Here is a 24824-nt window from a genome sequence, read left to right as displayed (position 1 = left end):
TCAATCATTCAAGAAATAGATTGTTACCAAGGTCACCGGCCTGGCAGGGAAATCAGGAATAGTACTTGCTTGCCCCAAAATACAGCCGCCACCACGGCGTTGCGCCTGCGCAACCGAAGACCCGAAACCTGTAGGTTCACGGCTCGTCGCTGGTATAGTTTTGCTCTTACCGCGATGCGAGCCGTTCATGACCTCTTCTGCAGCCCCCATTCTGATCACCGGTGCCGGCCAGCGTGTAGGCCTGCATTGCGCGCAGCGATTGCTCGATGATGGCCATCGCGTGATTTTCAGTTATCGCAGCGAACGTCCCGGCGTACAAATCCTGCGCGATTTGGGCGCGATCGGGCTGTTCGCGGATTTCTCCAGCGAAGCCGGGATCGTCACCTTCATCAGTCAACTGAAAACCCACACCGACAGCTTGCGGGCAATCATCCATAACGCTTCCGAATGGCTGGCCGAGACGACGGACACCGATGCCGCCGCATTCACCCGCATGTTCAACGTGCACATGCTGGCGCCCTACCTGATCAACTTGCATTGCGCCGACCTGCTCGAACGCTCAAGCCCCGCCGACATTGTGCACATCAGCGATGATGTGACCCGCAAGGGCAGCAGCAAGCACATCGGCTACTGCGCCAGCAAAGCCGGGCTCGACAGCCTGACCCTGTCCTTCGCCGCCCGATACGCGCCCGGCATCAAGGTCAACACGATCGCACCCGCCCTGCTACTGTTCAATGCCGACGACGATGCCGACTATCGCGCCAAGGCACTGGCCAAATCCGCGCTGGGCATCGAACCTGGCAGCGAAGTGATCTACCAGAGCTTGCGTTATCTGCTCGATAACCCTTATGTCACCGGCACGACCCTGACCGTCAACGGCGGAAGGCACATCAAATAAGTGTCCCGAGGATCTTCCATGACGCTTTCCCTACATCAGAACTGCCTGTCACAGAGCTATCGCGAGATCCTCATCGGTCTCGGTGAAAACCCCGAGCGCGAAGGCCTGCGTGACACTCCGCTGCGCGCCGCCAAGGCCATGCAGTACCTGTGTCACGGTTACGAGCAAAGTGTCGAGGAAATCATCAACGGCGCCCTGTTCGCCTCCGACAACGATGAAATGGTGATCGTCGACAATATCGAACTCTATTCCCTCTGCGAACATCACCTGCTGCCCTTCATCGGCAAGGCGCATGTGGCTTATATTCCAACGGGCAAGGTGCTGGGTCTGTCGAAGATTGCCCGGCTGGTGGACATGTTCGCCCGTCGCCTGCAGATCCAGGAAAACCTCACCCGGCAAATCGCCGACGCCGTGCAACAGGTAACCGGCGCGGCAGGCGTTGCCGTGGTCATCGAAGCACAGCACATGTGCATGATGATGCGCGGCGTCGAGAAACAGAATTCGACCATGAACACCTCGGTGATGCTCGGCGCCTTCCGCGAGTCGAGCAATACCCGCCAGGAGTTCCTGCAATTGATTGGACGGAGCAAGTAGCAATGCCACAACTTCAACCAGGCATGGCGCGCATCCGGGTCAAGGACCTGTGCCTGCGCACCTACATTGGCATCAACGAAGACGAGATCCTCAACAAGCAGGATGTGTTGATCAACCTGACCATCCTCTATGCAGCCCAGGAAGCGGTGCGCGACAACGATATCGATCACGCGCTGAACTACCGCACCATCACCAAGGCGATCATCGCCCACGTGGAAGGCAATCGCTTTGCCCTGCTCGAACGCCTGACCCAGGAGCTGCTGGACCTGGTCATGGCCAACGCGTCGGTGCTGTACGCCGAGGTCGAAGTCGACAAGCCCCACGCCTTGCGATTCGCCGAGTCGGTGTCGATAACGCTCGCGGCAAGCCGCTAAGCTTCAAGCTTCAAGCTTCAAGCTTCAAGCTTCAAGCGGTAAGCTACAAGCCACCGCCATCCATCTTGCAGCTTGAAGCTTGCCGCTTGAAGCTGTCTCGAAGAGACCCCCCTATGACCGATCAAGAACGCCTTGAGCTCGAAGCCGCCGCCTTCCGCCGGCTGGTGGCCCACCTGGACAGCCGCAAGGATGTGCAGAATATCGACCTGATGAACCTCTCGGGCTTCTGTCGCAACTGCCTGTCCAAGTGGTACAAGGCAGCGGCCGATGAACGCCAGATCGAGGTCAGCCTCGATCAAGCCCGCGAAGTGGTCTACGGCATGCCGTACGCCGAGTGGAAAGCCCAATATCAGCAAGAGGCCAGCGCCGAACAACAAGCGGCGTTCGCCAAAGGAAAACCCAATGAGTGATTTGAACACCCTGCGCGCCAGCCTCAAGAGTGGCGAACACGCTTTCGCCGATACGCTGGCATTCATTGCCGCCGGCTACGATTACCAGCCCCAGGCCTTCACCAATGGCGGCGTGGAAAACGCCGCCGGGCAGAACGAAGGTTCGTGCAAGACGCTGGGCCTGGCCCTGCTGGAAGGCCTGAGCGATGAAGAAGCGCTGCTGGCGTTCGGCGAGCATTACCGCTCGGTGGTTGCCACGCCTGAGGGCAGTGACCACGCCAACATTCGCGCGTTGATCGAGCATGGCCTGGCCGGTGTGAAATTCACCCGACGGCCGCTGACCCGCCGCTGATTCAGACGCAAAAGATCGCAGCCTGCGGCAGCTCCTACAGGATCTAGTTCATTCGCAACATGGCGGTGCGCCCGTAGGAGCTGCCGAAGGCTGCGATCTTTTGATCTTTTGCACATCCCGACTTTAAAGATTAACCCGGCGACTTTATTTCGTTTGCCGGGCACCGCTGCTCCCGGCTTAGATAAAAACAATCTTCCTTCTTCCGAGCCGGTCAGCCATGCGCAGCGAAACCATCAGCCAGTCGATCAATATCGTCCACCCTGTCACGCTCAGCCACGGCAAAAATGCCGAGGTCTGGGACACCGACGGCAAACGTTACATCGACTTTGTCGGCGGCATCGGCGTACTGAATCTAGGTCACTGCCATCCCCGTATCGTCGAAGCCATTCGCGAACAGGCCACGAGGCTGACCCACTACGCCTTCAACGCCGCGCCCCATAGCCCCTACCTTGAGCTCATGGATCGCCTGGCGGCGTTCATTCCGGTGGATTACCCGGTCAGCGGCATGCTCACCAACAGCGGCGCCGAAGCAGCGGAGAATGCACTGAAGATCGTCCGTGGCGCGACTGGTCGCACAGCCGTGATTGCCTTCGATGGCGCCTTTCATGGCCGCACGCTGGCCACTCTCAACCTCAACGGCAAGGTTGCCCCCTACAAACAGAAAGTCGGCGTGTTGCCGGGGCCGGTGTATCACTTGCCGTTCCCCAGCCGGGACAACGGCGTGACCTGTGTCGAGGCGCTCAAGGCCATGGAGCGCCTGTTCAGCGTCGAGATCGACGTCGAGGACGTGGCCTGCTTTATCGTCGAACCCGTGCAGGGCGAAGCGGGTTTCCTGGCCATGGATGTCGAGTTCGCCCAGGCGCTGCGCACGTTTTGCGACGAAAAAGGCATCGTACTGATTGCCGATGAAATCCAGTCTGGTTTTGGCCGCACTGGCCAGCGGTTTGCGTTCTCGCGCCTGGGCATCGAACCGGACCTGATCCTGTTGGGCAAAAGCATCGCCGGCGGCATGCCGCTGGGTGCGGTGGTCGGGCGTAAGTCGCTGCTGGATAACTTGCCCAAGGGTGGGCTTGGCGGTACATATTCCGGCAACCCGATCGCCTGTGCCGCAGCGCTCGCGACCCTGGATGAAATGACGGACGCCAATCTGCGAGCCTGGGGCTCACAACAGGAGGAAGCGATAGTCAGTCGCGTTGAAACCTGGCACGCGAACAAGCTGTCGCCGTACCTGGGTCGCCTGACCGGCGTGGGCACGATGCGCGGCATTGAGCTGATCAAGACCGACGGCACACCCGCTTCGGCGCAGTTGACGCAACTGCTGGCCCTGGCCCGGGACGCCGGGTTGTTGCTGATGCCCAGCGGAAAATCGCGGCACATCATTCGGCTGTTGGCGCCGTTGACGATTGAAGCGGCTGTGCTTGAAGAAGGCCTCGACATCCTTGAGGCGTGCCTGCAGAAGTTAACCTGAACATACGGTCCCCTGTAGGAGCTGCCGAAGGCTGCGATCTTTTGATCTTGCTTTGTATAAGATCAAGATCAAAAGATCGCAGCCTTCGGCAGCTCCTACAGGGGGGCATTTGTGTTGCCCACAAAAAAACCGGCAGAAGCCGGTTTTTTCTTTTCTACAGGATCAAGCGTTCTGCAGGTTGTCCAGGTAACGCTCGGCATCCAGTGCCGCCATGCAACCGGCGCCAGCGGAGGTAATCGCCTGGCGGTAGACGTGGTCAGCCACGTCACCGGCGGCGAAGATGCCTTCGAGGTTGGTCGCAGTGGCGTTGCCGTCACGGCCGCCGTGTACGACCAGGTAGCCGTCTTTCAGCGTCAACTGCCCTTCGAACAACGAAGTGTTCGGGGTGTGGCCGATGGCGATGAACACGCCATCGACTTTCACTTCGTCGAAGCTGCCGTCGTTGTTCTTCAGGCGGGCACCGGTCACGCCCATGTTGTCGCCCAGGACTTCGTCCAGGGTCGCGTTCAGCTTCAGGATGATCTTGCCTTCGGCCACGCGAGCGTTGAGCTTGTCGATCAGGATCTTCTCGGCGCGGAAGGTTTCGCGACGATGGATCAGGGTCACGGTGCTGGCGATGTTGGCCAGGTACAGGGCTTCTTCGACAGCGGTGTTACCGCCACCGACCACAGCCACGGGCTTGTTGCGGTAGAAGAAACCGTCGCAGGTCGCGCAGGCCGAAACGCCTTTGCCCATGAACGCTTCTTCCGATGGCAGGCCCAGGTAGCGAGCGCTGGCGCCGGTGGCAATGATCAGGGCGTCGCAGGTGTAGGTCGCGCTGTCGCCGGTCAGGGTGTAAGGCTTGGCGGCGAAGTCCACGGCATTGATGTGATCGAAAACGATCTCGGTTTCAAAGCGCTCGGCGTGCTCACGCATCCGCTCCATCAACGCCGGGCCGGTCAGGCCGTGGACATCACCCGGCCAGTTGTCGACTTCAGTGGTGGTGGTCAGTTGACCGCCGGCCTGCATGCCGGTGATCAAAAGTGGCTTGAGGTTGGCACGGGCGGCATAGACGGCGGCGCTGTAACCGGCAGGGCCGGAACCGAGAATAATCACTCGCGAATGACGAACTTCAGACATGACCTGCTCCTGTTGACCGGCCCGGAATACCTGGCGCGGAACGCCGGCTGACCGGCGGGAATAAAAAAGGACCATTGAAAGCACTTGGGGAAGGCTTGAACTCGACAGTCCTGTAAAAAGATTGGGTGCAGCGTATCGAGGGGGCGAAGATTAAGGAAATACGGTTTAACAATCCAGCTCATAGGTGGTCTCTATCCCCACAGAGTGTTTCCCAGGACGCCTTTGTTACAGTTAATGTCGATGTCGCTGTCGCGCTTTCGCCGGTCAGGCAAAGCCGGTAAGGTCGGCGCGTTTCCCACTGCCCGGAGCCTGTTATGCCCGCCCCTGTTCTGTCCGGCCCGCAATACTTGCGCGAAGGCCTCAAGCTGGTCCTGAGCCCCAGTTTGCGTTTGTTCGTATTGTTACCGCTGGCAATCAACCTGGTGCTGTTCGTCGGATTGATCTACCTGGCCGGCCATCAGTTCAGTCTGTGGGTCGATACACTGATGCCGTCCCTGCCCGAGTGGCTGAGTTTTCTCAGTTACATCCTGTGGCCGATTTTCGTCGTGCTGGTGGTGTTGATGGTGTTCTTCACCTTCACCATGCTGGCCAACGTCATCGCTGCGCCGTTCAATGGTTTTCTCGCAGAGAAAGTCGAAGTGGTGGTGCGCGGCACCGACGACTTCCCGGCCTTCAGCTGGGGTGAGCTGATCGCCATGATCCCCCGTACCCTCGCACGGGAAATGCGCAAGCTCGGGTATTTCCTGCCCCGGGCGCTCGGGTTGTTCATTCTTTCGTTCATCCCGGTGGTGAACATCATCGCGGCACCGCTGTGGCTGGTGTTCGGCGTGTGGATGATGGCGATCCAGTACATCGACTACCCGGCGGACAACCACAAGCTTGGGTGGAACGAGATGCTCGCCTGGCTGCGCGAAAAGCGCTGGCAGAGCATGAGTTTCGGCGGGAGTGTTTACCTGGTGCTGCTGATTCCGGTGGTCAACATCCTGATGATGCCGGCGGCGGTGGCCGGGGCGACTTTGTTCTGGGTGCGCGAGCGTGGGGCGGAGAATCTGGTGACCCAACGCTAGATCGGTCACAAATCCATCATCTCGTCGTCACAACGCCGACATGGCCTCAGCCGACACTGGGGCCATGACGACAGCCCTGCATATCACCCTGATCACCGAAACCTTCCCTCCGGAAATCAATGGCGTGGCCAATACCCTTGGCCGCCTGTGCGACGGTTTGCGCGCGCGCGGGCACCAGGTGGAATTGGTGCGACCACGCCAGGGTTGCGATCAATCGGCGAGCAGTGACGATGAGTTGTTGCTGTGCCGGGGCTGGCCGCTGCCGGGCTATCCCGGATTGCAATGGGGGCAGTCGTCGATGCACAAGCTGCTGCGGCGCTGGAAGCGTCATCGCCCGGATGTGCTGTACATCGCCACCGAGGGTCCTTTGGGATTGTCGGCATTGCGCGCGGCACGACGCCTGGGTATTTCAGTGGTGAGCGGCTTTCACACCAACTTCCAGCAGTACTCCAGCCAGTATGGATTCGGCATGCTGACTCGATTGCTGACCCATTACCTGCGTTGGTTCCACAATCGCTCGAACCTGACGCTGGTGCCCAGTGTCAGCCAGCGCATGGAGCTGGAACGTCGGCATTTCGAGCGCCTGGCATTGCTGTCCCGCGGCGTCGACAGCCAGCTGTTTCACCCAAGCAAACGCTTGAATGCGCTGCGTGAGCAATGGGGGCTGGGCGAGAAGGACATTGCCGTTATCCATGTAGGCCGTTTGGCACCGGAGAAAAACCTCGGTTTGCTCAAACGCTGTTTCGACACGCTCAAGGGCACTTATCCACAGCGCATTCTGAAACTGATCGTGGTGGGCGATGGTCCGCAACGACAGCTGATGGAAAGCGAGTTACCCGAGGCGATTTTCTGCGGGACACAACGCGGTGAAGCCCTGGCCAGTCACTATGCGTCCGGGGATGTGTTTCTGTTCCCAAGCCTGACCGAGACCTTCGGCAATGTGGTGCTTGAGGCATTGGCCTCTGGACTGGGGGTGGTGGCTTACGACCAGGCGGCAGCGGCGCAGCATATTCGTCATGGCTACAACGGCGTGCTGGCGATGCCGGGGGATGAAGCGGCATTTTGTGATGCCGCGACGTGGTTGCTGGAGAAGCGCGAAACCTTGCGCTGTGTGCGGCTCAATGCGCGCCAGCATGCCAGTCGGCAAGGGTGGGCGGCGATTGTCGAGCAATTCGAGGGGCAGTTGCGGGGGGCCTGTGTTGGGGAGGTGGTGGTGCCGAATGCACCGACTCTGCCCTGAGATATTGGGTGCCATTCAGTCAGTCTTCGCGAGCAGGCTCGCTCCCACAGGTTTTGTGTACAACGCATAACCACTGTGGGAGCGAGCCTGCTCGCGAAAGCATTCTTCCAGACGCCGCTTAAACCAGCGTCATCAACGCCTCGCGGCTGAACGGCAGGATGTCTTCCTCGCGACCGTCACGTACTTTCTGCGCCCAGTCGGGGTCCACCAACAGTGCACGGCCGACCGCCACCAGATCGAACTCGTCGTTGTTCAGGCGCTCCAGCAGTTTTTCCAGGCTGGCCGGCTGCGCCACCTTGTCGGTGTTGACCATGAACTGCAGGAACTCACCGTCCAGGCCTACGCTGCCTACGGTGATGGTCGGCTTGCCAGTGAGCTTGCGGGCCCAGCCCGCCAGGTTCAGCTCGGAACCGTCGAACTCCGGCTCCCAGAAACGGCGTGTCGAACAGTGGAAAATATCCACCCCGGCATCGGACAATGGCTTGAGGAATTCGCCCAACGCCTGCGGTGTTTGCACCAGGCGCGCGGTGTAGTCCTGCTGCTTCCACTGGGAGAAACGGAAGATGATCGGGAAACCTTCGCCGACCGCTGCACGCGTGGCCTGAATCAATTCAATGGCGAAACGCGAACGGTTGGCCAGGCTACCGCCGTATTCGTCGGTGCGCTGGTTGCTGCCTTCCCAGAAGAACTGGTCGATCAGGTAGCCGTGGGCACCATGGATTTCCACGCCGTCCATGCCAATGCCCTGGGCATCCTTTGCCGCCTGGGCGAACGCGGCGATCACGTCCTGAATGTCCTGCTTGGTCATACCGTGAACCACGACCTGACCGTCCTTCACTTTTTCCGACGGGCCATAACCCGGCACGCTGGCGTCCGGCTCGGTGCCGATACGGCGTACACTGCCGACGTGCCACAGTTGCGGAACGATCTTGCCACCCTCGGCATGAACCGCATCGACGACTTTTTTCCAGCCAGTCAGCGCCGCTTCGCCGTAGAACTGCGGAACGTTCGGGTAGCCGTTGGAAGCCTTGTGCCCGACAGTGGTGCCTTCGGTGATGATCAAGCCCACGCCGGCCGCAGCGCGACGGCGGTAATACTCGATCACTTTGGAATTCGGTACGCCGCCCGGCGAAAACGAACGGGTCATCGGCGCCATGACGACGCGGGTCGGCAGTTCGAGGGTGCCGAGGTGGAACGGTTTGAACAAGGCTTTGACGGGCATGGGGACGCTCCACGGGAATAGTCTTTATGACGGCTATAATATGGAGGCTTGCACGCGCTGAACAGCACTATTGATATGGGTGATTAAACATCAGAAGGGGGGATGTTGTAGGAGCCGGCTTGCTGGCGATGGACACGAAAACACCGCGTGGTGTCAGGCAATGCGCGTCATCGTTGACGACCATCACCAGCAGGCCGGCTCCTACGAAGGGGTATGTCAGGCCAAGGCTTTTTCGATTGCCTGAACCACACTCGGATCATCCGGCGCCGTACGCGGTGAAAACCGCGCCAGCACACGACCATCTTTACCCAGCAGGAACTTCTCGAAGTTCCAGGTGATGTCACCAGGAAACTCCGCGCCCTCGCCTGCCAGCAACTTGTACAGCTGGTGACGCTCGTGACCGTTGACTTCCAGCTTGCTGGACAACGGAAAGGTCACGCCATAGTTGAGGCTGCAGAAGTTCTTTATTTCCTGCTCGGTACCGGGTTCCTGACCGGCAAACTGGTTGCATGGCAAGCCCAGCACGCTGAAGCCTTTACCTTTGTATTGCTGGTAGAGGTTTTCCAGCGCCGCGTACTGTGGCGTCAAGCCACATTTGGAGGCCACGTTGACCACCAGCACGACTTGCCCCTTGAAAGGTGCCAGAGGCAGCACCTGGCCATCCAGGGCTGTCAAATTAAGTTCGTGAAAAGCACTCATGACGTACTCCAGATTCCCGTGTTCTTCTCGAAACAGCCACTTGGTGGTGTCGCCTGGAACAGCCGCAGACTAAAAAGGCGCCCTCGGGGCGCCTCTCCAGCTATCTGAGCTTAGCGCAGAAATCAGTGGTGATGGCCACCTTCGCCATGGACGTGGCCATGAGCGATTTCTTCCTGGCTGGCATCACGAATGTTGATGATCTTGACCTGGAAATTCAGGCGCTGACCCGCCAATGGGTGGTTGCCGTCTACGGTGACGTCGTCGCCGTCCAGATCGCGGATGGTCACGATCTGCATTTGGCCGTCCGGAGCGGAAGCATGGAACTGCATGCCCACTTCCAGCTCGTCGACACCTTCGAACATGCTGCGGCTCAGGGTGCTGACCAGTTCCGCAGCGTACTCGCCATAGGCATCTTCCGGTTCAACGGCTACGGTCAGCTCGTCGCCGACTGCTTTGCCTTCCAGCGCCTTTTCCAGGCCCGGGATGATGTTGCCTGCGCCTTGCAGGTAGACCAGCGGCGCGCCGCCGGCGGAGCTGTCGATGACCTCACCAGCGTCGTTGGTCAGGGTATAGTCGATGGAGACAGCCTTATTGGCGGCGATCAGCATGGGGCGAGACCTTTTGCATAAGAATATAGAAAGACCCAGTTTAGCGAAGCAATCGCCCGAAAGCGAACACAACCCGGACAGACGGGGTGCGACGATCACAGGCTTCCATCAGGACGAGGACGGCCACTGGGTGGCCGAGCTTTCGTGCGGCCATACCCAACACCTGCGCCATCAGCCACCCTGGCAATTGCGGGCCTGGGTCATGGACCCTGCGCAGCGCCAGGAAAAAATAGGCCAGCCCTTTGATTGCGGTTGGTGCGCACAAGGCTCGGTTAGCGATAACCTTGGCGACTGAATTTCGGTAGTTGGCCAGTTATAGGCCGGCACCATTGCCATGCACCTTTAGAGAATCCGCATGCAAACTTTTTTTATCGCACCCACCGATTTTGGCGTGGGCCTGACCTCCATCAGCCTCGGGCTGGTGCGCACTCTCGAGCGGGCCGGCCTCAAGGTTGGCTTTTTCAAGCCGATTGCCCAGCCCCATCCAGGTGACACCGGCCCTGAACGCTCCACCGAGCTGGTGGCGCGCACCCACGGCCTGAAACCGCCAAAACCTTTGGGCCTGGCCCATGTCGAGCGCATGCTCGGCGACGGCCAGCTCGATGAGTTGCTGGAAGAAATCATCACCCTTTATCAGCAGGCCGCCATCGGCAAGGATGTGTTGATCGTCGAAGGCATGGTCCCGACCCGCAGCGCCAGCTATGCCGCGCGGGTCAACTTGCACCTGGCCAAGAGCCTCGATGCCGAGGTGATCCTGGTTTCGGCACCGGAAAACGAAGTACTGACCGAATTGTCTGGCCGAGTGGAACTGCAAGCGCAATTGTTCGGCGGCCCCAAGGATCCGAAAGTCCTCGGCGTGATCCTCAACAAGGTCAAGACCGAGGAAAGCATGGAGGCCTTCGCCGCACGCCTGAACGAACACTCGCCGCTGTTGCGCAGTGGCGACTTCCGTCTGCTCGGTTGTATTCCATATCAGCCGGAACTGAATGCGCCGCGCACGCGAGACGTGGCGGACTTGATGGGCGCACAGGTGCTCAACGCCGGCGACTACGAAACCCGGCGCATGACCAAGATCATCATTTGCGCGCGTACCATGCGCAACACCGTGGAGCTGCTCAAGCCCGGCGTACTGGTGGTGACCCCGGGCGATCGTGACGACATCATCCTCGCCGTGAGCCTCGCGGCCATGAACGGCGTACCCCTGGCCGGCCTGTTGCTGACCAGCGACACCCTGCCCGACCCGCGCATCATGGACTTGTGTCGCGGCGCCCTGCAGGCGGGCTTGCCCGTGTTGTCGGTGAGCACCGGGTCCTATGACACCGCCAACCAGCTCAATGGCTTGAACAAGGAAATCCCGATCGACGACCGCGAGCGCGCAGAAATCATCACCGATTTCGTCGCCAGCCACCTGGACGCCAACTGGCTGCACCAGCGCTGCGGTACCCCTCGGGAAATGCGCCTGTCCCCAGCGGTGTTCCGTTATCAATTGATCCAGCGCGCCCAGTCCGCCAACAAGCGCATCGTCCTGCCGGAAGGCAGCGAACCGCTGACCGTACAAGCCGCCGCCATCTGCCAGGCCCGTGGCATTGCGCGATGCGTGTTGCTGGCCAAACCTGCAGATGTCGAAGCGGTGGCCCGCGCGCAAGGCATCGAACTGCCGCCAGGGTTGGAAATTCTCGACCCTGACCTGATTCGCGAACGCTACGTCGAGCCGATGGTCGCCCTGCGCAAGAGCAAAAGCCTCAACGCCCCGATGGCCGAGCAACAACTGGAAGACACCGTGGTGATCGGCACCATGATGCTGGCGCTGGATGAAGTCGACGGCCTCGTATCGGGCGTCATTCACTCCACCGCCAATACCATCCGCCCGGCACTGCAACTGATCAAGACCGCACCGGGCTGCACCTTGGTGTCGTCGGTGTTCTTCATGCTGTTTCCCGAAGAAGTGCTGGTCTATGGCGACTGCGTGATGAACCCGCACCCGAGCGCCGTCGAACTGGCCGAGATTGCCCTGCAAAGCGCCGACTCGGCGGCGGCATTCGGCATCACTCCTCGTGTGGCGATGATCAGTTATTCCAGCGGTGAATCAGCCAGTGGCGAGGAAGTCGAGAAAGTACGCGAGGCGACGTTGCTTGCCCATGAACAACAAAACTCGTTGCTGATCGACGGCCCGTTGCAGTATGACGCCGCCGCCAACGAAACCGTGGCCCGGCAACTGGCACCGAACAGCCAGGTGGCCGGTCGCGCCACTGTGTTCGTATTCCCCGACCTGAACACCGGCAACACCACCCACAAAGCCGTACAGCGCAGCGCCGACTGCGTCAGCCTCGGCCCGATGCTGCAGGGACTGCGCAAACCGGTGAACGATCTGCCGCGCGGCGCGCAGGTCGACGACATCGTCTACACGATTGCCCTGACCGCGATTCAGGCGGCCAACCGACCTATGGATGTGTAAATGCTGGATTTTCTACCTGCCCCGGCGCGCGGCGTGATCGCCGCGCTGCTGCTGGCGCTGAACACGATTTTGCTGTGCTCGTTCCTGTTCTGTGTGGCGCTGATCAAGGTCCTGCCGTTCGCATTCACCCAACGCATTGCACACTGGTTGATGAGCCATACCCACGAAGCCTGGATCAGCGTCAATAAAGGCTGGATGAACCTGGTCCGTCGCACGCGCTGGCACGTCAGCGGCCTGCAAGGCCTGGACTATCAACACTCGTACCTGGTCACCAGCAATCACCAGAGCTGGGTCGACATCCTGGTGCTGCAATATGTGCTCAATCGACGTATCCAGCCGCTGAAGTTCTTTCTCAAGCAGGAGTTGATCTGGGTACCGGTGATCGGCCTGGCCTGGTGGGCACTGGGCTTTCCGTTCATGAAGCGCTACTCCAAGGCCTACCTGGAAAAGCACCCGGAGAAGAAAGGCAAGGACCTGGAAACCACGCGCAAGACTTGTGCGAAGTTTCGCAACAACCCGGTGGGTATTTTCAATTTCGTTGAAGGCACGCGCTTCACCGAAGGCAAGCATGCCCAGCAGAAATCGCCGTTCAAGTACCTGCTGAAACCCAAGGCCGGTGGGATTGCGTTTGTGCTAGATGCCATGGGTGAACAACTGGAATCCATCGTCAACGTGACGATCCATTATCCAGCCGGGCGCCCGGGTTTCCGGGATTTGCTGTGCGGGAATGTTGCGGATGTGGTGGTGCACTTTGAAGAGCTGAAGATTCCGCCGCAGTTCATAGGCAAGAACTACGACCAGGACGGTGAGTATCGCCTGCAGTTCCAGGGCTGGATCAACCAGATGTGGCAGGACAAGGATGCTCTGCTTGCGCAGATGCACCGCGAGTATCCATCGAAGTAGTTCGGTGAATGTTCTGCCCTCTTCGCGAGCAGGCTCGCTCCCACAAGGTTAATGTTCACCGAAGATCAACTGTGGGAGATTCTATGGTTGAGGGGAAGCCCTCAACTGGTTTTCGGTTGGTATTCACTCTGCCCCTTCAGCAGGGCGAATACGATACGAGCGAGCTTGCGAGCCAGCATCACCAGGGCTTGAGTGGTGCTGAAACCCCGATTTCTTTGTTCTTGGTAAAACCCTTTCCAGGCTTCGGTTCGACTCGCCGACATAGCCGCATTGTGCAGAAGGCGGCGGGCTTCTGGATCGCCTCGCTTGGTCAAACTCCGGCGACCATCTTTTTGCCCTGATTTTGACACCCGCAAGTCCATTCCAAGAAAGGCGATAAAGGCATCTGCGTTTCGGAAGTCTCCGCGCTGGAACGCCGTGAGCAAGCGCGCGCCAGTCAAAAATCCAACCCCTTCAACTTTCAAGCAACGCTTCAACTGCCCCAGCAAACCGGCTTCTTTCAGCTGATCGTTGATCGTCTTTTCGATCAGCGTCTCAAGCTGCTGCATGGACTTTATTTGCTCGGAAAAAGCAGCCTTCAGCAAGGGCTCATTCGACCAGCTTTGCACTAGGCCGACCCTGGCCTGGACCAAGGCCGCCCGGCGGCGAAAAAGACTCAGGAGTTGGCGATACAGCGGTGTCGGCGGCGTCCATGGGTGAAGTTCTTCATGCTCGTTCTTCAGATAGCGAGCAAGCAGTTTGGCATCCAGTGCATCGGTTTTGGCACGGACCTTCACACCTTCTCGGTAATGTTTGAGCTCATAGCCGCCCACCATGTAAATCACGCAGCCGGCCTCAAAGGCCAGGTCAGCGAACTCCAGGTGGTAGATGTTGGTGGCTTCAATAGCAATAGCCACACTCCCCGGCAAGTCCTTTAACCACTTGTTGATGCTGGTTTTGTTGTTGGGAATCTCTTCAAGCAGGTCCAGTTCGGCGTGATAAATCACCAATTCTTTCTTGGCGACATCCACGCCCACGATCGGCTTTGAAACAGAAACCGGCATTGCCATAGGTTTTCCTCCGGGATAAGGTTTTAAGCACTTGAAGGGCTCACCCAGAGGCGCAGGCTTGTTCCTATCGTCGGTCTAGGCCAGATGCATTCTTTATCGGCGCTTGGGTGAAAGGAGGAGGGGCGAACTCTCCCACAGTCTGTACTGCGTCAACAGTCAGAATCGAGCCTTGTCCCTCCTCCTCCCTTCAAGTCCTACCATACAAGCGAGCCTGCTCGCGAAGGGGGCCTCCCAGAAATAAAAAACCCGCCGATGATCACTCATCGGCGGGTTTTTTATTTGCGGCCAGCGCTTAGATCGCGCCGCGCTTGCGCAGCAATTCCAGCACCTGCTTCACGCCGTCTTCCAGCGACACGGACTGGGTGTCGATCACCAGATCGGCATCCAGCGGCACGTCGTACGGGAAGGACTCGCCCGGGATGTTATCCCCGGCCGCCGCGTACAGGCCCTGCGGGTCACGTTCGGCACAGACCGTCGGCGAGGCCTGGACGTAGACCGTCAGCAGGCGTTCTTTGCCGATCAGCTCCCGAGCCTGTTCACGACCTTCGGCACTCGGAGCAACGAACGCTGCCAGGGTCAGCAGACCGGCTTCGTTGAACTGACGCGCCACGTGCGCGGCACGACGCCAGTTCTCGGTGCGCCCGGCGCGATCCTGCGGCAGACCTTTGTTCAGGTCGTGACGCAGGTTCTGGCCATCGAGCACGTACACCGCACGACCCAGGTCGAACAGTTTGCGCTCGACTGCATAAGCCAGGGTGCTTTTGCCCGCGCCCGACAAGCCACTGAACAGCACGGTGGCGGGTTGCTGGCCAAAGCGCTGCGCGCGCTCTTCGGTAGCGACGTGGGCCAGCTTGCCGTGGTGGGTGCTGGTGCCATGCGCCAACGGCTGCGCGACGATCATGCCGGCACCGACGGTGCCGTTGGTCAGGCGATCGATAATGATGAATGCGCCGGTGGTGCGGTTGCTGTCGTAACCGTCGAGGGCAATCGGCGCGTCGAGCGCGATCTTGACCTTACCGATTTCGTTCAGCTGCAGCGCACTGGCCGGGCCTTCTTCCAGGGTGTTCACGTCGACCTTGTTGACGATGCTGGCGATGGAGCCCGGCACGTAACTGGTGGCGCGCTTGATGTCGTATTTCTTGCCCGGCAGCATCGGCTCTTCAGCCATCCACACCAGCATCGCTTCGAAGCTGTCGGTGACCGGCGGCACGTTGTCGGCATGCACCAACAGGTCGCCACGGGAGATGTCAATCTCGTCTTCCATGGTCAGGGTTACCGCCTGACCTGGACCTGCGTGCTCCAGTTCACCTTCGAAGGTGACGATGGATTTCACGCGGCTACTCTTGCCCGACGGCAGCACCACGACTTCGTCGCCCTTCTTGACGATGCCGCTGGCCAGGGTGCCGGCGAAACCGCGGAAGTTCAGGTTTGGACGGTTGACGTATTGCACCGGGAAACGCAGGTCGGTGAAGTTGCGGTCGCCCGCCACTTCCACGGTCTCGAGGATTTCCATCAGCGACTGGCCGGTGTACCACGGCGAGCGCTCGGATTTGTTCACCACGTTGTCGCCTTTGAGCGCAGACATCGGCACGAAGTGCATCGTGGTGGGCTTCATCTTCAAGCCTTCGGCGAACTGCAGGTAGTCAGCCTTGATCGACTCGAACACGCCCTGGTCGAAGTCCTTGAGGTCCATCTTGTTGATGGCAACGACGATATGCTTGATGCCCAGCAACGAGGCGATGAAGCTGTGGCGACGGGTCTGGGTCTGCACGCCGTAGCGGGCGTCGACCAGGATGATCGCCAGGTCACAGGTGGAGGCACCGGTGGCCATGTTGCGGGTGTACTGCTCATGGCCGGGGGTGTCGGCAATGATGAATTTGCGTTTGGCGGTGGAGAAATAGCGGTACGCGACATCGATGGTGATGCCTTGCTCACGCTCGGCCTGCAGGCCATCGACCAGCAGTGCCAGGTCGATGTCTTCACCGGTGGTGCCGACTTTTTTCGAGTCGCGGGTAATCGCTTCCAGGTGATCTTCGTAGATCATCTTGGAGTCGTGCAGCAGGCGCCCGATCAGGGTGCTCTTGCCGTCGTCGACGTTACCGCAAGTCAGGAAGCGCAGCAGCTCTTTACGTTCGTGCTGGCCCAGGTAGGCGAGGATGTCCTCGCTGATCAAATCAGATGCGTGCGACATGACAGCCCCTTAGAAATAACCTTGACGTTTTTTGTCTTCCATCGAGCCTGCGCCATCGTGGTCGATGACACGGCCCTGGCGCTCGGAAGTTCGCGTCAGGAGCATTTCCTGAATGATGTCCGTGAGGCTTTCGGCCTCGGACTCCACCGCGCCCGTCAACGGATAGCAGCCAAGGGTACGGAACCGCACTTTCTTCTTGACGATGCGCGCTTTGTCTTCATCGCTCAGGTGTTCGAGGATGCGCTCGTCGTCGATCATGATCAGGGTGCCGTTCTTCTCGATGACTTCACGCTCGGCGGCGAAGTACAGCGGGACGATCGGGATGCCTTCCAGATAGATGTACTGCCAGATGTCCAGCTCGGTCCAGTTCGACAACGGGAATACGCGGATGGATTCGCCCTTGTTGACCTTGCCGTTGTAGACGTTCCACAGCTCGGGGCGCTGGTTTTTCGGGTCCCAGCGGTGCTTGCTGTCGCGGAACGAGTACACACGCTCTTTGGCGCGGGACTTCTCTTCGTCGCGGCGGGCACCACCGAAGGCGGCGTCGAAACCATATTTGTCCAAGGCCTGCTTCAGGCCTTCGGTCTTCATGATGTCGGTATGCTTGGCACTGCCGTGGGTGAACGGATTGATGCCTTGTGCCACGCCGTCGGGGTTCACATGGGTGATCAGGTCCAGGCCCAGCTCGGCGACCATCTTGTCGCGGAACCTGTACATCTCCTGGAATTTCCACTGGGTGTCGACGTGCATCACCGGGAACGGCAGCTTGCCGGGGAAGAACGCCTTGCGTGCCAGGTGCAGCATCACGGCGGAGTCTTTACCGATGGAGTACAGCATCACCGGGTTGTCGAACTCGGCGGCCACCTCGCGGATGATGTGGATGCTTTCCGCCTCCAGCTGTTTCAGATGCGTCAGTTTGTCGACCATGGCTACTCACGAAAACATTCTTATGAACGGCCAGCGGGCCGTGTTCGAGCGGGGAATCCTAGCACAGCGCCCCCTTCTAATCAGGACGCGAACTAGATCGAAAGAGCATATGAATATGCCCGCCTGTTTGGGCGTTCATCGGCGAACTCATCTCTGTAGGAGCTGCCGCAGGCTGCGATCTTTTGATCTTGATCTTGAAAAAGCAAAATCAAAAGATCGCAGCCTGCGGCAGCTCCTACAGGGGGGCCTCTCAGATGGGGTTCGGGCAATCGATGAAGATGTGCTCAAGGGCAAACCGTTTCGCCAGGTAATCACCCAGCGCCTGCACGCCGTAACGCTCGGTGGCGTGGTGCCCGGCAGCAATGAAGCTGATGTCGTTTTCACGGGCGCTGTGGAAGGTTTGCTCCGAGGCTTCGCCGCTGAGGTACAGATCGACGCCCGCCAGTATCGCCTGGTCGATGTAGCCCTGACCGCCACCGGTGCACCAGCCAACGCGGCGGATCATTGCGCTGCCTTCAATCAGCAATGGCTCGCGGCCCATGACTTCTTGCACACGGCGGGCGAAATCCCGGGGGGTGGCGGGCTCGTTCAACGAACCGACCAGGCCGACGATCTTCAGGTTGTCAGGGTCCAACGGACCTTCGACGGTGATGTCCAGTTGCCGTGCCAACTGCACGTTGTTGCCAACATCAGGGTGCAGGTCCAGCGGCAGGTGATAGGACAGCAGGCTGATGTCGTGCTTGAGCAGGGTCTTGAGGCGGCGCTGCTTCATGCCGGTGATGCACGGGTTCTCGCCTTTCCAGAAGTAGCCGTGATGCACCAGCACCAGATCCGCGTTGGCCTCCACCGCAGCATCGAGCAAGGCCTGGCTGGCGGTGACGCCGCTGACGATGCGCATCACCTGCGGCCGGCCCTCGACCTGCAGGCCGTTGGGGCAGTAATCGGCAATTTTCGAACTAGCGAGGTAACGGTCGGCTTCTTCGACCAGGGTGCTCAGGGCGACGGCCATAAAAGACTCCTAAATATCCCGTTCAGAGGCACGCGTGGCCTCGTATAATGCGCGTCATTATGAGCGGTCTCATACCGCCTGCAACTCTCTCAGGACGTACTTAATGCTCAAGGCGCTGCGTTTTTCCGGCTGGCCGCTGTTGGCCGGCGTGCTTGTCGCTCTGTTAATCATCCAGCGTTACCCGCAGTGGGTCGGGCTTCCAAGCCTCGACGTCAACCTGCAACAGGCCCCGCAAACCACCAGTATGCAGCAAGGCCCGGTGTCCTATTCCGACGCGGTAACCACCGCCGCGCCGTCGGTGGTGAACCTGTACACCACCAAAGTCATCAACAAACCCAATCATCCGCTGTTCGAGGACCCGCAGTTTCGTCGATTCTTCGGCGACAACTCGCCCAAGCAGAAACGCATGGAGTCGAGCCTGGGCTCCGGCGTGATCATGAGCCCGGAAGGCTACATCCTGACCAACAACCACGTGACCAGCGGTGCCGACCAGATCGTGGTGGCGCTCAAGGACGGCCGTGAAACCCTGGCTCGGGTGATTGGTAGCGACCCGGAAACTGACCTCGCGGTCCTCAAGATCGACCTGAAGAAACTGCCTTCGATCACTGTCGGCCGCTCGGACAACATCCGCATCGGCGACGTGGCCCTCGCCATCGGCAACCCGTTCGGCGTCGGCCAGACCGTAACCATGGGCATCATCAGTGCCACCGGGCGTAATCAGCTGGGCCTGAACAACTACGAAGACTTCATCCAGACCGACGCCGCGATCAACCCCGGCAACTCCGGCGGTGCGCTGGTGGACGCCAACGGCAACCTGACCGGCATTAACACGGCGATCTTCTCCAAGTCAGGAGGTTCACAAGGCATTGGCTTCGCGATTCCGGTGAAGCTGGCCATGGAAGTGATGAAATCGATCATCGAACACGGCCAGGTGATTCGCGGCTGGCTCGGTATTGAAGTGCAGCCATTGTCCCAGGAACTGGCGGAGTCGTTTGGCCTGTCGGGGCGTCCGGGCATCGTCGTCGCCGGGATTTTCCGCGACGGTCCGGCGCAGAAAGCCGGCCTGCAACTGGGCGACGTGATTCTCAGCATCGACGGCGAACCGGCTGGCGATGGCCGACGCTCGATGAACCAGGTCGCGCGGATCAAGCCGACCGATAAGGTCACGATCGAGGTGATGCGCAACGGCAAGGAACTCAAGCTCACGGCGGAAATCGGCTTGCGCCCGCCACCGGCACCGGCACCGGCACCGGTCAAAGAGAAAGAAGAAAACTAAGCGATCAACACAAAACCCCTGTAGGAGCGAACATGCTCGCGATGGTCGTCAACGATAACGCTGGAAGCCTGACACCCCACTGCGTTCTCTAGTCCATCGCGAGCATGCTCGCTCCTACAGGGTTGGCTGTGGTTCAGAGGTCGCCGAGGCCGTCGATCAGGGCCTGGTTTTGCTCAGGCGTGCCGATCGAAATCCGCAGGAACTGGGCAATTCGCTCCTGCTTGAAGTGCCGGACGATCACACCTTGCTCGCGCAGTTTAGCTGCCAGGCCTGCCGCATCGTGCTTGGGGTGACGGGCAAAAATGAAGTTCGCGGCCGACGGCAGCACTTCAAAGCCCTTAGCCTGCAACTGCGCGACCACCTTGTCGCGGCTCTCAATGACCAATCGGCACGTCTTGTCGAAGTACTCACGATCTTCGAACGCCGCCGCCGCGCCGACGTTCGCCATGCGATCGATCGGATAGGAGTTAAAGCTGTTCTTGATCCGCTCCAGCGCCTCGATCAGGTCCGGATGCCCCACCGCCAAGCCAACCCGCAGGCCCGCCAGGGAGCGGGATTTTGACAGGGTCTGGGTCACCAGCAGGTTCGGATAACGGTCTACCAACGTGATTGCCGTCTCGCCACCGAAGTCGATGTAAGCCTCATCCACCACGACCACCGAGTCCGGGCTGCCCTTGAGGATTTGCTCGACCGCCTCCAGCGCCAACAGGCAACCGGTCGGTGCGTTCGGGTTGGGGAAAATGATCCCGCCGTTCGGTTTTGCGTAGTCCGCAGGATTGATCTGGAACTGCTCGTCCAGCGGCACTGCATCGAACTTGATGCCGTACAGCCCGCAATAGACCGGATAGAAGCTGTAGCTGATGTCCGGGAACAGCAGCGGCTGATCGTGCTGCAGCAACCCGTGGAAGATGTGCGCCAGCACTTCGTCGGAGCCGTTGCCGAGAAATACCTGGTTACTCTGCACGCCGTAGTACTTGGCCACGGCATTTTTCAGCAGATCGCTGTTCGGGTCCGGGTACAGGCGCAGATTGTCGTTCAGTTCGGCCTGCATCGCAGCCAAGGCCTTGGGCGATGGACCGTACGGGTTTTCGTTGGTGTTGAGCTTCACCAGTTTCGCCAGCTTTGGCTGCTCGCCCGGTACGTAAGGCACCAGGTTCTTGACGAACGGGCTCCAGAATTTACTCATCTCAGTTCCCCTGCTTGTCGTCGATGATGCGGTATTCGGCACTGCGGGCGTGGGCAGTCAGCGACTCGCCACGGGCCAGCACGGAAGCGGTTTTACCCAGGTCGGACGCGCCCTGTTCCGAGCAAAAAATGATCGACGAACGTTTCTGGAAGTCGTATACGCCCAGCGGCGACGAGAACCGCGCCGTGCCGGAAGTCGGCAATACGTGGTTCGGGCCTGCGCAGTAGTCGCCCAGTGCTTCGCTGGTGTGGCGACCCATGAAGATGGCGCCGGCATGACGGATCTGTGGAAGCCAGGCTTGCGGATCGGCAACCGACAACTCCAGGTGCTCCGGCGCGATGCGGTTGGCCACTTCGATGGCTTGCTCCATGTCACGCACCTGGATCAGCGCACCACGGCCGTTGATCGAGGTTTCGATGATCTCGGCGCGCTCCATGGTCGGCATCAGTTTGGCAATGCTCGCGGCGACCTGATCGAGAAAGGCCGCATCCGGGCTGACCAGGATCGCCTGGGCGTCTTCGTCATGCTCGGCCTGGGAGAACAGGTCCATGGCGATCCAGTCAGGATCAGTCAGGCCGTCACATACCACGAGGATCTCGGACGGGCCGGCAATCATGTCGATACCGACCTGGCCAAACACGTGACGCTTGGCGGTGGCGACATAGATGTTGCCCGGGCCAACCACTTTGTCGACTTGCGGCACGCTTTCGGTGCCATAAGCCAGCGCGGCAACAGCTTGTGCGCCACCGATGGTGAACACACGGTCAACGCCCGCGATGCAGGCAGCAGCCAGCACCAGCTCGTTGATTTCACCGCGCGGGGTCGGCACCACCATGACCACCTCGGTCACACCGGCAACCTTGGCCGGAATCGCGTTCATCAACACGGAAGAAGGGTACGACGCCTTGCCGCCCGGCACGTACAGACCGGCGCGATCGAGCGGCGTGACCTTCTGGCCCAGCACGGTGCCGTCAGCTTCGGTGTAGCTCCAGGAGTCCTGTTTCTGCTTCTCGTGGTAGCTGCGTACGCGGGCCGCGGCTTTTTCCAGGGCCTCGCGCTGTGGCACGGTAATGCGGGTCAACGCCAGTTCCAGGCGCTCGCGCGGCAGGATCAGGTCGGCCATGGAGGCGACGTCCAACCCGTCGAACTGTCGGGTGAACTCCACCAACGCGGCATCGCCACGCTCGCGCACGGCCTTGATGATGTCCAGCACCCGCTGATTGACCGAGTCGTCAGACACACTTTCCCAGCTCAGCAGATGATCCAGATGATGTGCGAAATCCGGGTCAGCAGCGTTGAGTCGGCGAATTGCAGTCGGTGCGGTCATAGCGAGAGCCTCATAGGATTGGCAAAAAACTCAGGCGCCCGAAGCTAACATTCGATCCGCTTGGGCACCTGAGAATTCTGGCTATGAGGCGGATAGACGGCGCAACTCAAAGTCGCGCGGGTGAATCAGCCGCGGTGTCGAGACTCCACTGCCTTGCGCAGGGTGTCGATCAACGCCTGGATACGGGCGTGCTGCATTTTCATCGAAGCTTTGTTGACGATCAGCCGGGAGCTGATGGCCGCGATGAAATCCTGTGGCTCCAGGCCGTTGGCCCGCAGCGTGTTACCGGTGTCGACCACGTCGATAATCTTGTCGGCCAAGCCGATCAGCGGCGCCAGCTCCATCGAGCCGTAGAGCTTGATGATGTCGACCTGACGGCCCTGCTCGGCATAGTAGCGCTTGGCAACGTTGACGAACTTGGTGGCGATACGCAGGCGACCCTTGGGCTCGACCGCGCCGACCTTGCCGGCGGTCATCAACTTGCACTGGGCAATCTGCAAGTCCAATGGCTCGTACAGGCCTTGACCGCCGTATTCCATCAGCACGTCTTTACCAGCAACACCGAGGTCGGCGGCACCATGCTCGACATAAGTCGGCACGTCGGTGGCACGCACGATCAACAGGCGTACATCTTCCTGGGTCGTGGGAATGATCAGCTTGCGACTCTTGTCCGGATTCTCGGTCGGCACGATGCCCGCTTCAGCCAGAAGCGGCAGGGTGTCGTCAAGGATGCGGCCCTTGGACAGTGCGATGGTCAACATGGGAAACGTCAGTCCTTATCAAGGTACTCATGTCCGGTCGCAAATGGCGCCGGACACACATCGAGCCGGAAACCGGCTCGACTTACAACAATTCAACGGGCACGTCCCTGCGCCCATGCAGCAGAAACTAGCCCGGAACGCGGCGGATCTTGGCGCCCAGCATCTGCAGTTTCTCTTCGATGCACTCGTAACCACGGTCTATGTGGTAGATGCGGTCGATCAGGGTATCGCCGTCGGCAATCAGCGCCGAAATCACCAGGCTGGCCGAAGCCCGCAGGTCGGTGGCCATCACTGGCGCGCCCTTGAGCTTCTCGGTGCCGGTAACGATGGCGGTGTTGCCCTCGACCTGGATCTTGGCGCCCATGCGGTGCAGTTCGTACACGTGCATGAAGCGGTTTTCGAAGATCGTCTCGATCACAGCGCCCGTGCCTTCGGCAATGGCGTTGAGGGAGATGAACTGCGCCTGCATGTCGGTCGGGAACGCCGGGTATGGAGCGGTTCGCACGTTCACGGCTTTAGGCCGCTTGCCGTGCATGTTCAACTCGATCCAGTCTTCACCGGTGGTGATTTCGGCGCCCGCTTCGCGGAGTTTCTCCAGCACGGCTTCGAGAATGGTCGGATCGGTGTCCTTGACCTTCACACGCCCGCCGGTCACGGCTGCGGCCACCAGGTAGGTGCCGGTTTCGATACGGTCCGGCATCACCTTGTAGGTGGTGGTGTGCAGACGCTCAACGCCATCGATGGTGATGGTGTCGGTACCAGCGCCGGAAACCTTGGCACCCATCGCGTTCAGGAAGTTCGCCAGGTCGACGACTTCAGGCTCGCGCGCGGCGTTCGCCAGGACACTGCGTCCCTTGGCCAGGGCTGCAGCCATCATGATGTTTTCGGTACCGGTCACACTGACGGTGTCGAAGAAGAAATGCGCACCGCGCAGGCCGCCTTCTGGCGCCTTGGCCTTGATGTAGCCGCCTTCGACGTCGATGATCGCGCCCATGGCCTCCAGGCCACGGATGTGCAGGTCCACCGGTCGCGAACCGATGGCGCAACCGCCAGGCAACGCGACTTCGGCTTCACCGAAACGGGCAACCATCGGGCCCAGCACCAGGATCGACGCACGCATGGTCTTAACCAGTTCGTACGGAGCGATCAGGGTCTTGATGGTCCGCGGATCGATTTCGACGGCCAGTTTCTCGTCGATCACCGGCTCGATCCCCATGCGACCGAACAATTCGATCATGGTGGTGATGTCGTGCAGGTGTGGCAGGTTGGCAACGGTCACCGGACCATCGCACAGCAGGGTAGCCGCCAGGATCGGCAGGGCAGAGTTCTTTGCCCCGGAGATGCGGATCTCGCCGTCAAGACGAGCACCGCCAGTAATAATCAATTTATCCATAAGAATCTCTACGCCCGTGGGCTCAGGTGCGCTCGGCCCAGGCCGCGCTGCTGAAAAATTTCATAGTGACCGCATGGATGCTGCCATCGGTGATCCATGGGTTCAAATGGGCATAGACCTGCTGCTGACGCTTCACCGGGCTCAACGCCGCCAGTTCATCGCTAATCACGTTCAGCTGGAAATTGCAGCCTTCGCCCTCGACTTCTACCTTCGTTCCGGGCAGCTTTCCTTCAAGAAAGCTCTTCACTTCGTTGGCCTGCATGCTCAACCTCAATCGGCGCCCTGTGCGCGCGGGTCGGACATCATACAAAAAAGCC

Annotated in this window: 25 protein-coding genes; 12 read left to right on the top strand and 13 right to left on the bottom strand. The window is 59.9% G+C overall.

What is annotated here, in order from left to right; all coding sequences use genetic code 11:
- Positions 1-187 precede the first annotated feature (187 nt).
- From folM to HGP31_RS04620, 6 genes are all read left to right on the top strand, one after another.
- Positions 188-898: a dihydromonapterin reductase gene (folM, locus tag HGP31_RS04645; protein ID WP_168757243.1), complete on the top strand. Its 711-nt coding sequence runs from the start codon at positions 188-190 to the stop codon at positions 896-898.
- 18 nt (positions 899-916) lie between these two features.
- Positions 917-1492, top strand: a complete 576-nt coding sequence (folE, locus tag HGP31_RS04640; RefSeq protein ID WP_020796673.1) for a GTP cyclohydrolase I FolE — start codon at positions 917-919, stop codon at positions 1490-1492.
- A 2-nt stretch (positions 1493-1494) separates the two neighbouring features.
- Positions 1495-1866 carry a dihydroneopterin triphosphate 2'-epimerase gene (gene folX / locus HGP31_RS04635; RefSeq protein ID WP_020796672.1) on the top strand — a complete coding sequence of 124 codons (372 nt, stop codon included), beginning with the start codon at positions 1495-1497 and terminating at the stop codon, positions 1864-1866.
- A 113-nt stretch (positions 1867-1979) separates the two neighbouring features.
- Positions 1980-2276 carry a DUF1244 domain-containing protein gene (locus tag HGP31_RS04630; protein ID WP_020796671.1) on the top strand — a complete coding sequence of 99 codons (297 nt, stop codon included), beginning with the start codon at positions 1980-1982 and terminating at the stop codon, positions 2274-2276.
- Positions 2269-2607, top strand: coding sequence for a HopJ type III effector protein (locus HGP31_RS04625; RefSeq protein WP_020796670.1), 339 nt, complete (start codon positions 2269-2271; stop codon positions 2605-2607). Before HGP31_RS04630 ends, HGP31_RS04625 begins: the two co-directional genes overlap by 8 nt.
- 217 nt (positions 2608-2824) lie before the next feature.
- Positions 2825-4075, top strand: coding sequence for a 2-aminoadipate transaminase (locus HGP31_RS04620; RefSeq protein ID WP_168757242.1), 1251 nt, complete (start codon positions 2825-2827; stop codon positions 4073-4075).
- A gap of 162 nt (positions 4076-4237) precedes the next feature.
- Here the strand turns inward: HGP31_RS04620 and trxB are convergent, their stop codons facing one another.
- Positions 4238-5194 carry a thioredoxin-disulfide reductase gene (gene trxB, locus HGP31_RS04615; protein WP_033042914.1) on the bottom strand — a complete coding sequence of 319 codons (957 nt, stop codon included), beginning with the start codon at positions 5192-5194 and terminating at the stop codon, positions 4238-4240.
- 314 nt (positions 5195-5508) lie between these two features.
- Here trxB and cysZ point away from each other — a divergent pair, with 314 nt between their 5' ends.
- Complete coding sequence (cysZ, locus tag HGP31_RS04610) at positions 5509-6261, top strand: sulfate transporter CysZ (RefSeq protein WP_020796667.1); 753 nt, start codon at positions 5509-5511, stop codon at positions 6259-6261.
- Positions 6262-6301: 40 nt separating this feature from the next.
- A complete protein-coding gene (locus tag HGP31_RS04605; protein WP_168757241.1) occupies positions 6302-7501 on the top strand; it encodes a glycosyltransferase family 4 protein in 1200 nt (399 codons plus the stop codon).
- Positions 7502-7619: 118 nt separating this feature from the next.
- Here HGP31_RS04605 and HGP31_RS04600 read toward each other — a convergent pair whose 3' ends face one another.
- From HGP31_RS04600 to HGP31_RS04590, 3 genes are all read right to left on the bottom strand, one after another.
- A complete protein-coding gene (locus HGP31_RS04600; RefSeq protein WP_168757240.1) occupies positions 7620-8723 on the bottom strand; it encodes an NADH:flavin oxidoreductase in 1104 nt (367 codons plus the stop codon).
- Between the two features lie 216 nt (positions 8724-8939).
- Positions 8940-9422, bottom strand: coding sequence for a glutathione peroxidase (locus tag HGP31_RS04595; RefSeq protein WP_020796663.1), 483 nt, complete (start codon positions 9420-9422; stop codon positions 8940-8942).
- Positions 9423-9544: 122 nt separating this feature from the next.
- A complete protein-coding gene (locus HGP31_RS04590; RefSeq protein WP_008054392.1) occupies positions 9545-10030 on the bottom strand; it encodes an FKBP-type peptidyl-prolyl cis-trans isomerase in 486 nt (161 codons plus the stop codon).
- Between HGP31_RS04590 and HGP31_RS04585 the strand changes: the two genes are divergently transcribed.
- Genes HGP31_RS04585 through HGP31_RS04575 form a run of 3 tightly spaced genes read left to right on the top strand, consistent with a single transcriptional unit; the run spans position 9999 to position 13388 of the window.
- Positions 9999-10325, top strand: a complete 327-nt coding sequence (locus HGP31_RS04585) for a DUF3565 domain-containing protein (RefSeq protein ID WP_033042908.1) — start codon at positions 9999-10001, stop codon at positions 10323-10325. The two genes, HGP31_RS04590 and HGP31_RS04585, sit on opposite strands and share 32 nt — an antisense overlap.
- A gap of 60 nt (positions 10326-10385) precedes the next feature.
- Positions 10386-12485, top strand: coding sequence for a phosphate acetyltransferase (pta, locus tag HGP31_RS04580; RefSeq protein WP_033042906.1), 2100 nt, complete (start codon positions 10386-10388; stop codon positions 12483-12485).
- A complete protein-coding gene (locus HGP31_RS04575; RefSeq protein ID WP_168757239.1) occupies positions 12486-13388 on the top strand; it encodes an acyltransferase in 903 nt (300 codons plus the stop codon).
- Positions 13389-13489: 101 nt separating this feature from the next.
- Here the strand turns inward: HGP31_RS04575 and HGP31_RS04570 are convergent, their stop codons facing one another.
- From HGP31_RS04570 to HGP31_RS04555, 4 genes are all read right to left on the bottom strand, one after another.
- Positions 13490-14437, bottom strand: a complete 948-nt coding sequence (locus HGP31_RS04570) for an IS110 family RNA-guided transposase (RefSeq protein WP_168757207.1) — start codon at positions 14435-14437, stop codon at positions 13490-13492.
- Positions 14438-14729: 292 nt separating this feature from the next.
- Positions 14730-16628: a sulfate adenylyltransferase subunit CysN gene (gene cysN, locus HGP31_RS04565; RefSeq protein WP_020796658.1), complete on the bottom strand. Its 1899-nt coding sequence runs from the start codon at positions 16626-16628 to the stop codon at positions 14730-14732.
- 9 nt (positions 16629-16637) lie between these two features.
- Complete coding sequence (cysD, locus tag HGP31_RS04560) at positions 16638-17555, bottom strand: sulfate adenylyltransferase subunit CysD (protein ID WP_020796656.1); 918 nt, start codon at positions 17553-17555, stop codon at positions 16638-16640.
- A 250-nt stretch (positions 17556-17805) separates the two neighbouring features.
- Positions 17806-18564 (bottom strand): Nif3-like dinuclear metal center hexameric protein, encoded by a 759-nt coding sequence (locus tag HGP31_RS04555; RefSeq protein ID WP_020796655.1) that lies wholly within the window; start codon positions 18562-18564, stop codon positions 17806-17808.
- Between the two features lie 103 nt (positions 18565-18667).
- Between HGP31_RS04555 and algW the strand changes: the two genes are divergently transcribed.
- Positions 18668-19840: a Do family serine endopeptidase AlgW gene (gene algW / locus HGP31_RS04550; protein ID WP_168757238.1), complete on the top strand. Its 1173-nt coding sequence runs from the start codon at positions 18668-18670 to the stop codon at positions 19838-19840.
- Positions 19841-19973: 133 nt separating this feature from the next.
- Here algW and hisC read toward each other — a convergent pair whose 3' ends face one another.
- From hisC to HGP31_RS04525, 5 genes are all read right to left on the bottom strand, one after another.
- The gene (gene hisC / locus HGP31_RS04545) at positions 19974-21026 is read right to left on the bottom strand and encodes a histidinol-phosphate transaminase (protein ID WP_020796653.1); all 1053 of its coding nucleotides are present in this window, start codon (positions 21024-21026) and stop codon (positions 19974-19976) included.
- A 1-nt stretch (position 21027) separates the two neighbouring features.
- Positions 21028-22353 (bottom strand): histidinol dehydrogenase, encoded by a 1326-nt coding sequence (gene hisD, locus HGP31_RS04540; protein ID WP_020796652.1) that lies wholly within the window; start codon positions 22351-22353, stop codon positions 21028-21030.
- A 125-nt stretch (positions 22354-22478) separates the two neighbouring features.
- Positions 22479-23114: an ATP phosphoribosyltransferase gene (hisG, locus tag HGP31_RS04535; protein ID WP_008018703.1), complete on the bottom strand. Its 636-nt coding sequence runs from the start codon at positions 23112-23114 to the stop codon at positions 22479-22481.
- Positions 23115-23241: 127 nt separating this feature from the next.
- A complete protein-coding gene (murA, locus tag HGP31_RS04530; protein WP_020796651.1) occupies positions 23242-24507 on the bottom strand; it encodes a UDP-N-acetylglucosamine 1-carboxyvinyltransferase in 1266 nt (421 codons plus the stop codon).
- Positions 24508-24529: 22 nt separating this feature from the next.
- Positions 24530-24769: a BolA family protein gene (locus HGP31_RS04525; protein ID WP_020796650.1), complete on the bottom strand. Its 240-nt coding sequence runs from the start codon at positions 24767-24769 to the stop codon at positions 24530-24532.
- Positions 24770-24824 lie beyond the last annotated feature (55 nt).

The organism is Pseudomonas umsongensis (assembly GCF_012647205.1).
GTDB lineage: Bacteria > Pseudomonadota > Gammaproteobacteria > Pseudomonadales > Pseudomonadaceae > Aquipseudomonas > Aquipseudomonas umsongensis.
The sequence above is the reverse complement of the archived record's forward strand: the minus strand, read 5'-3'. Positions and strand labels throughout refer to the sequence as shown.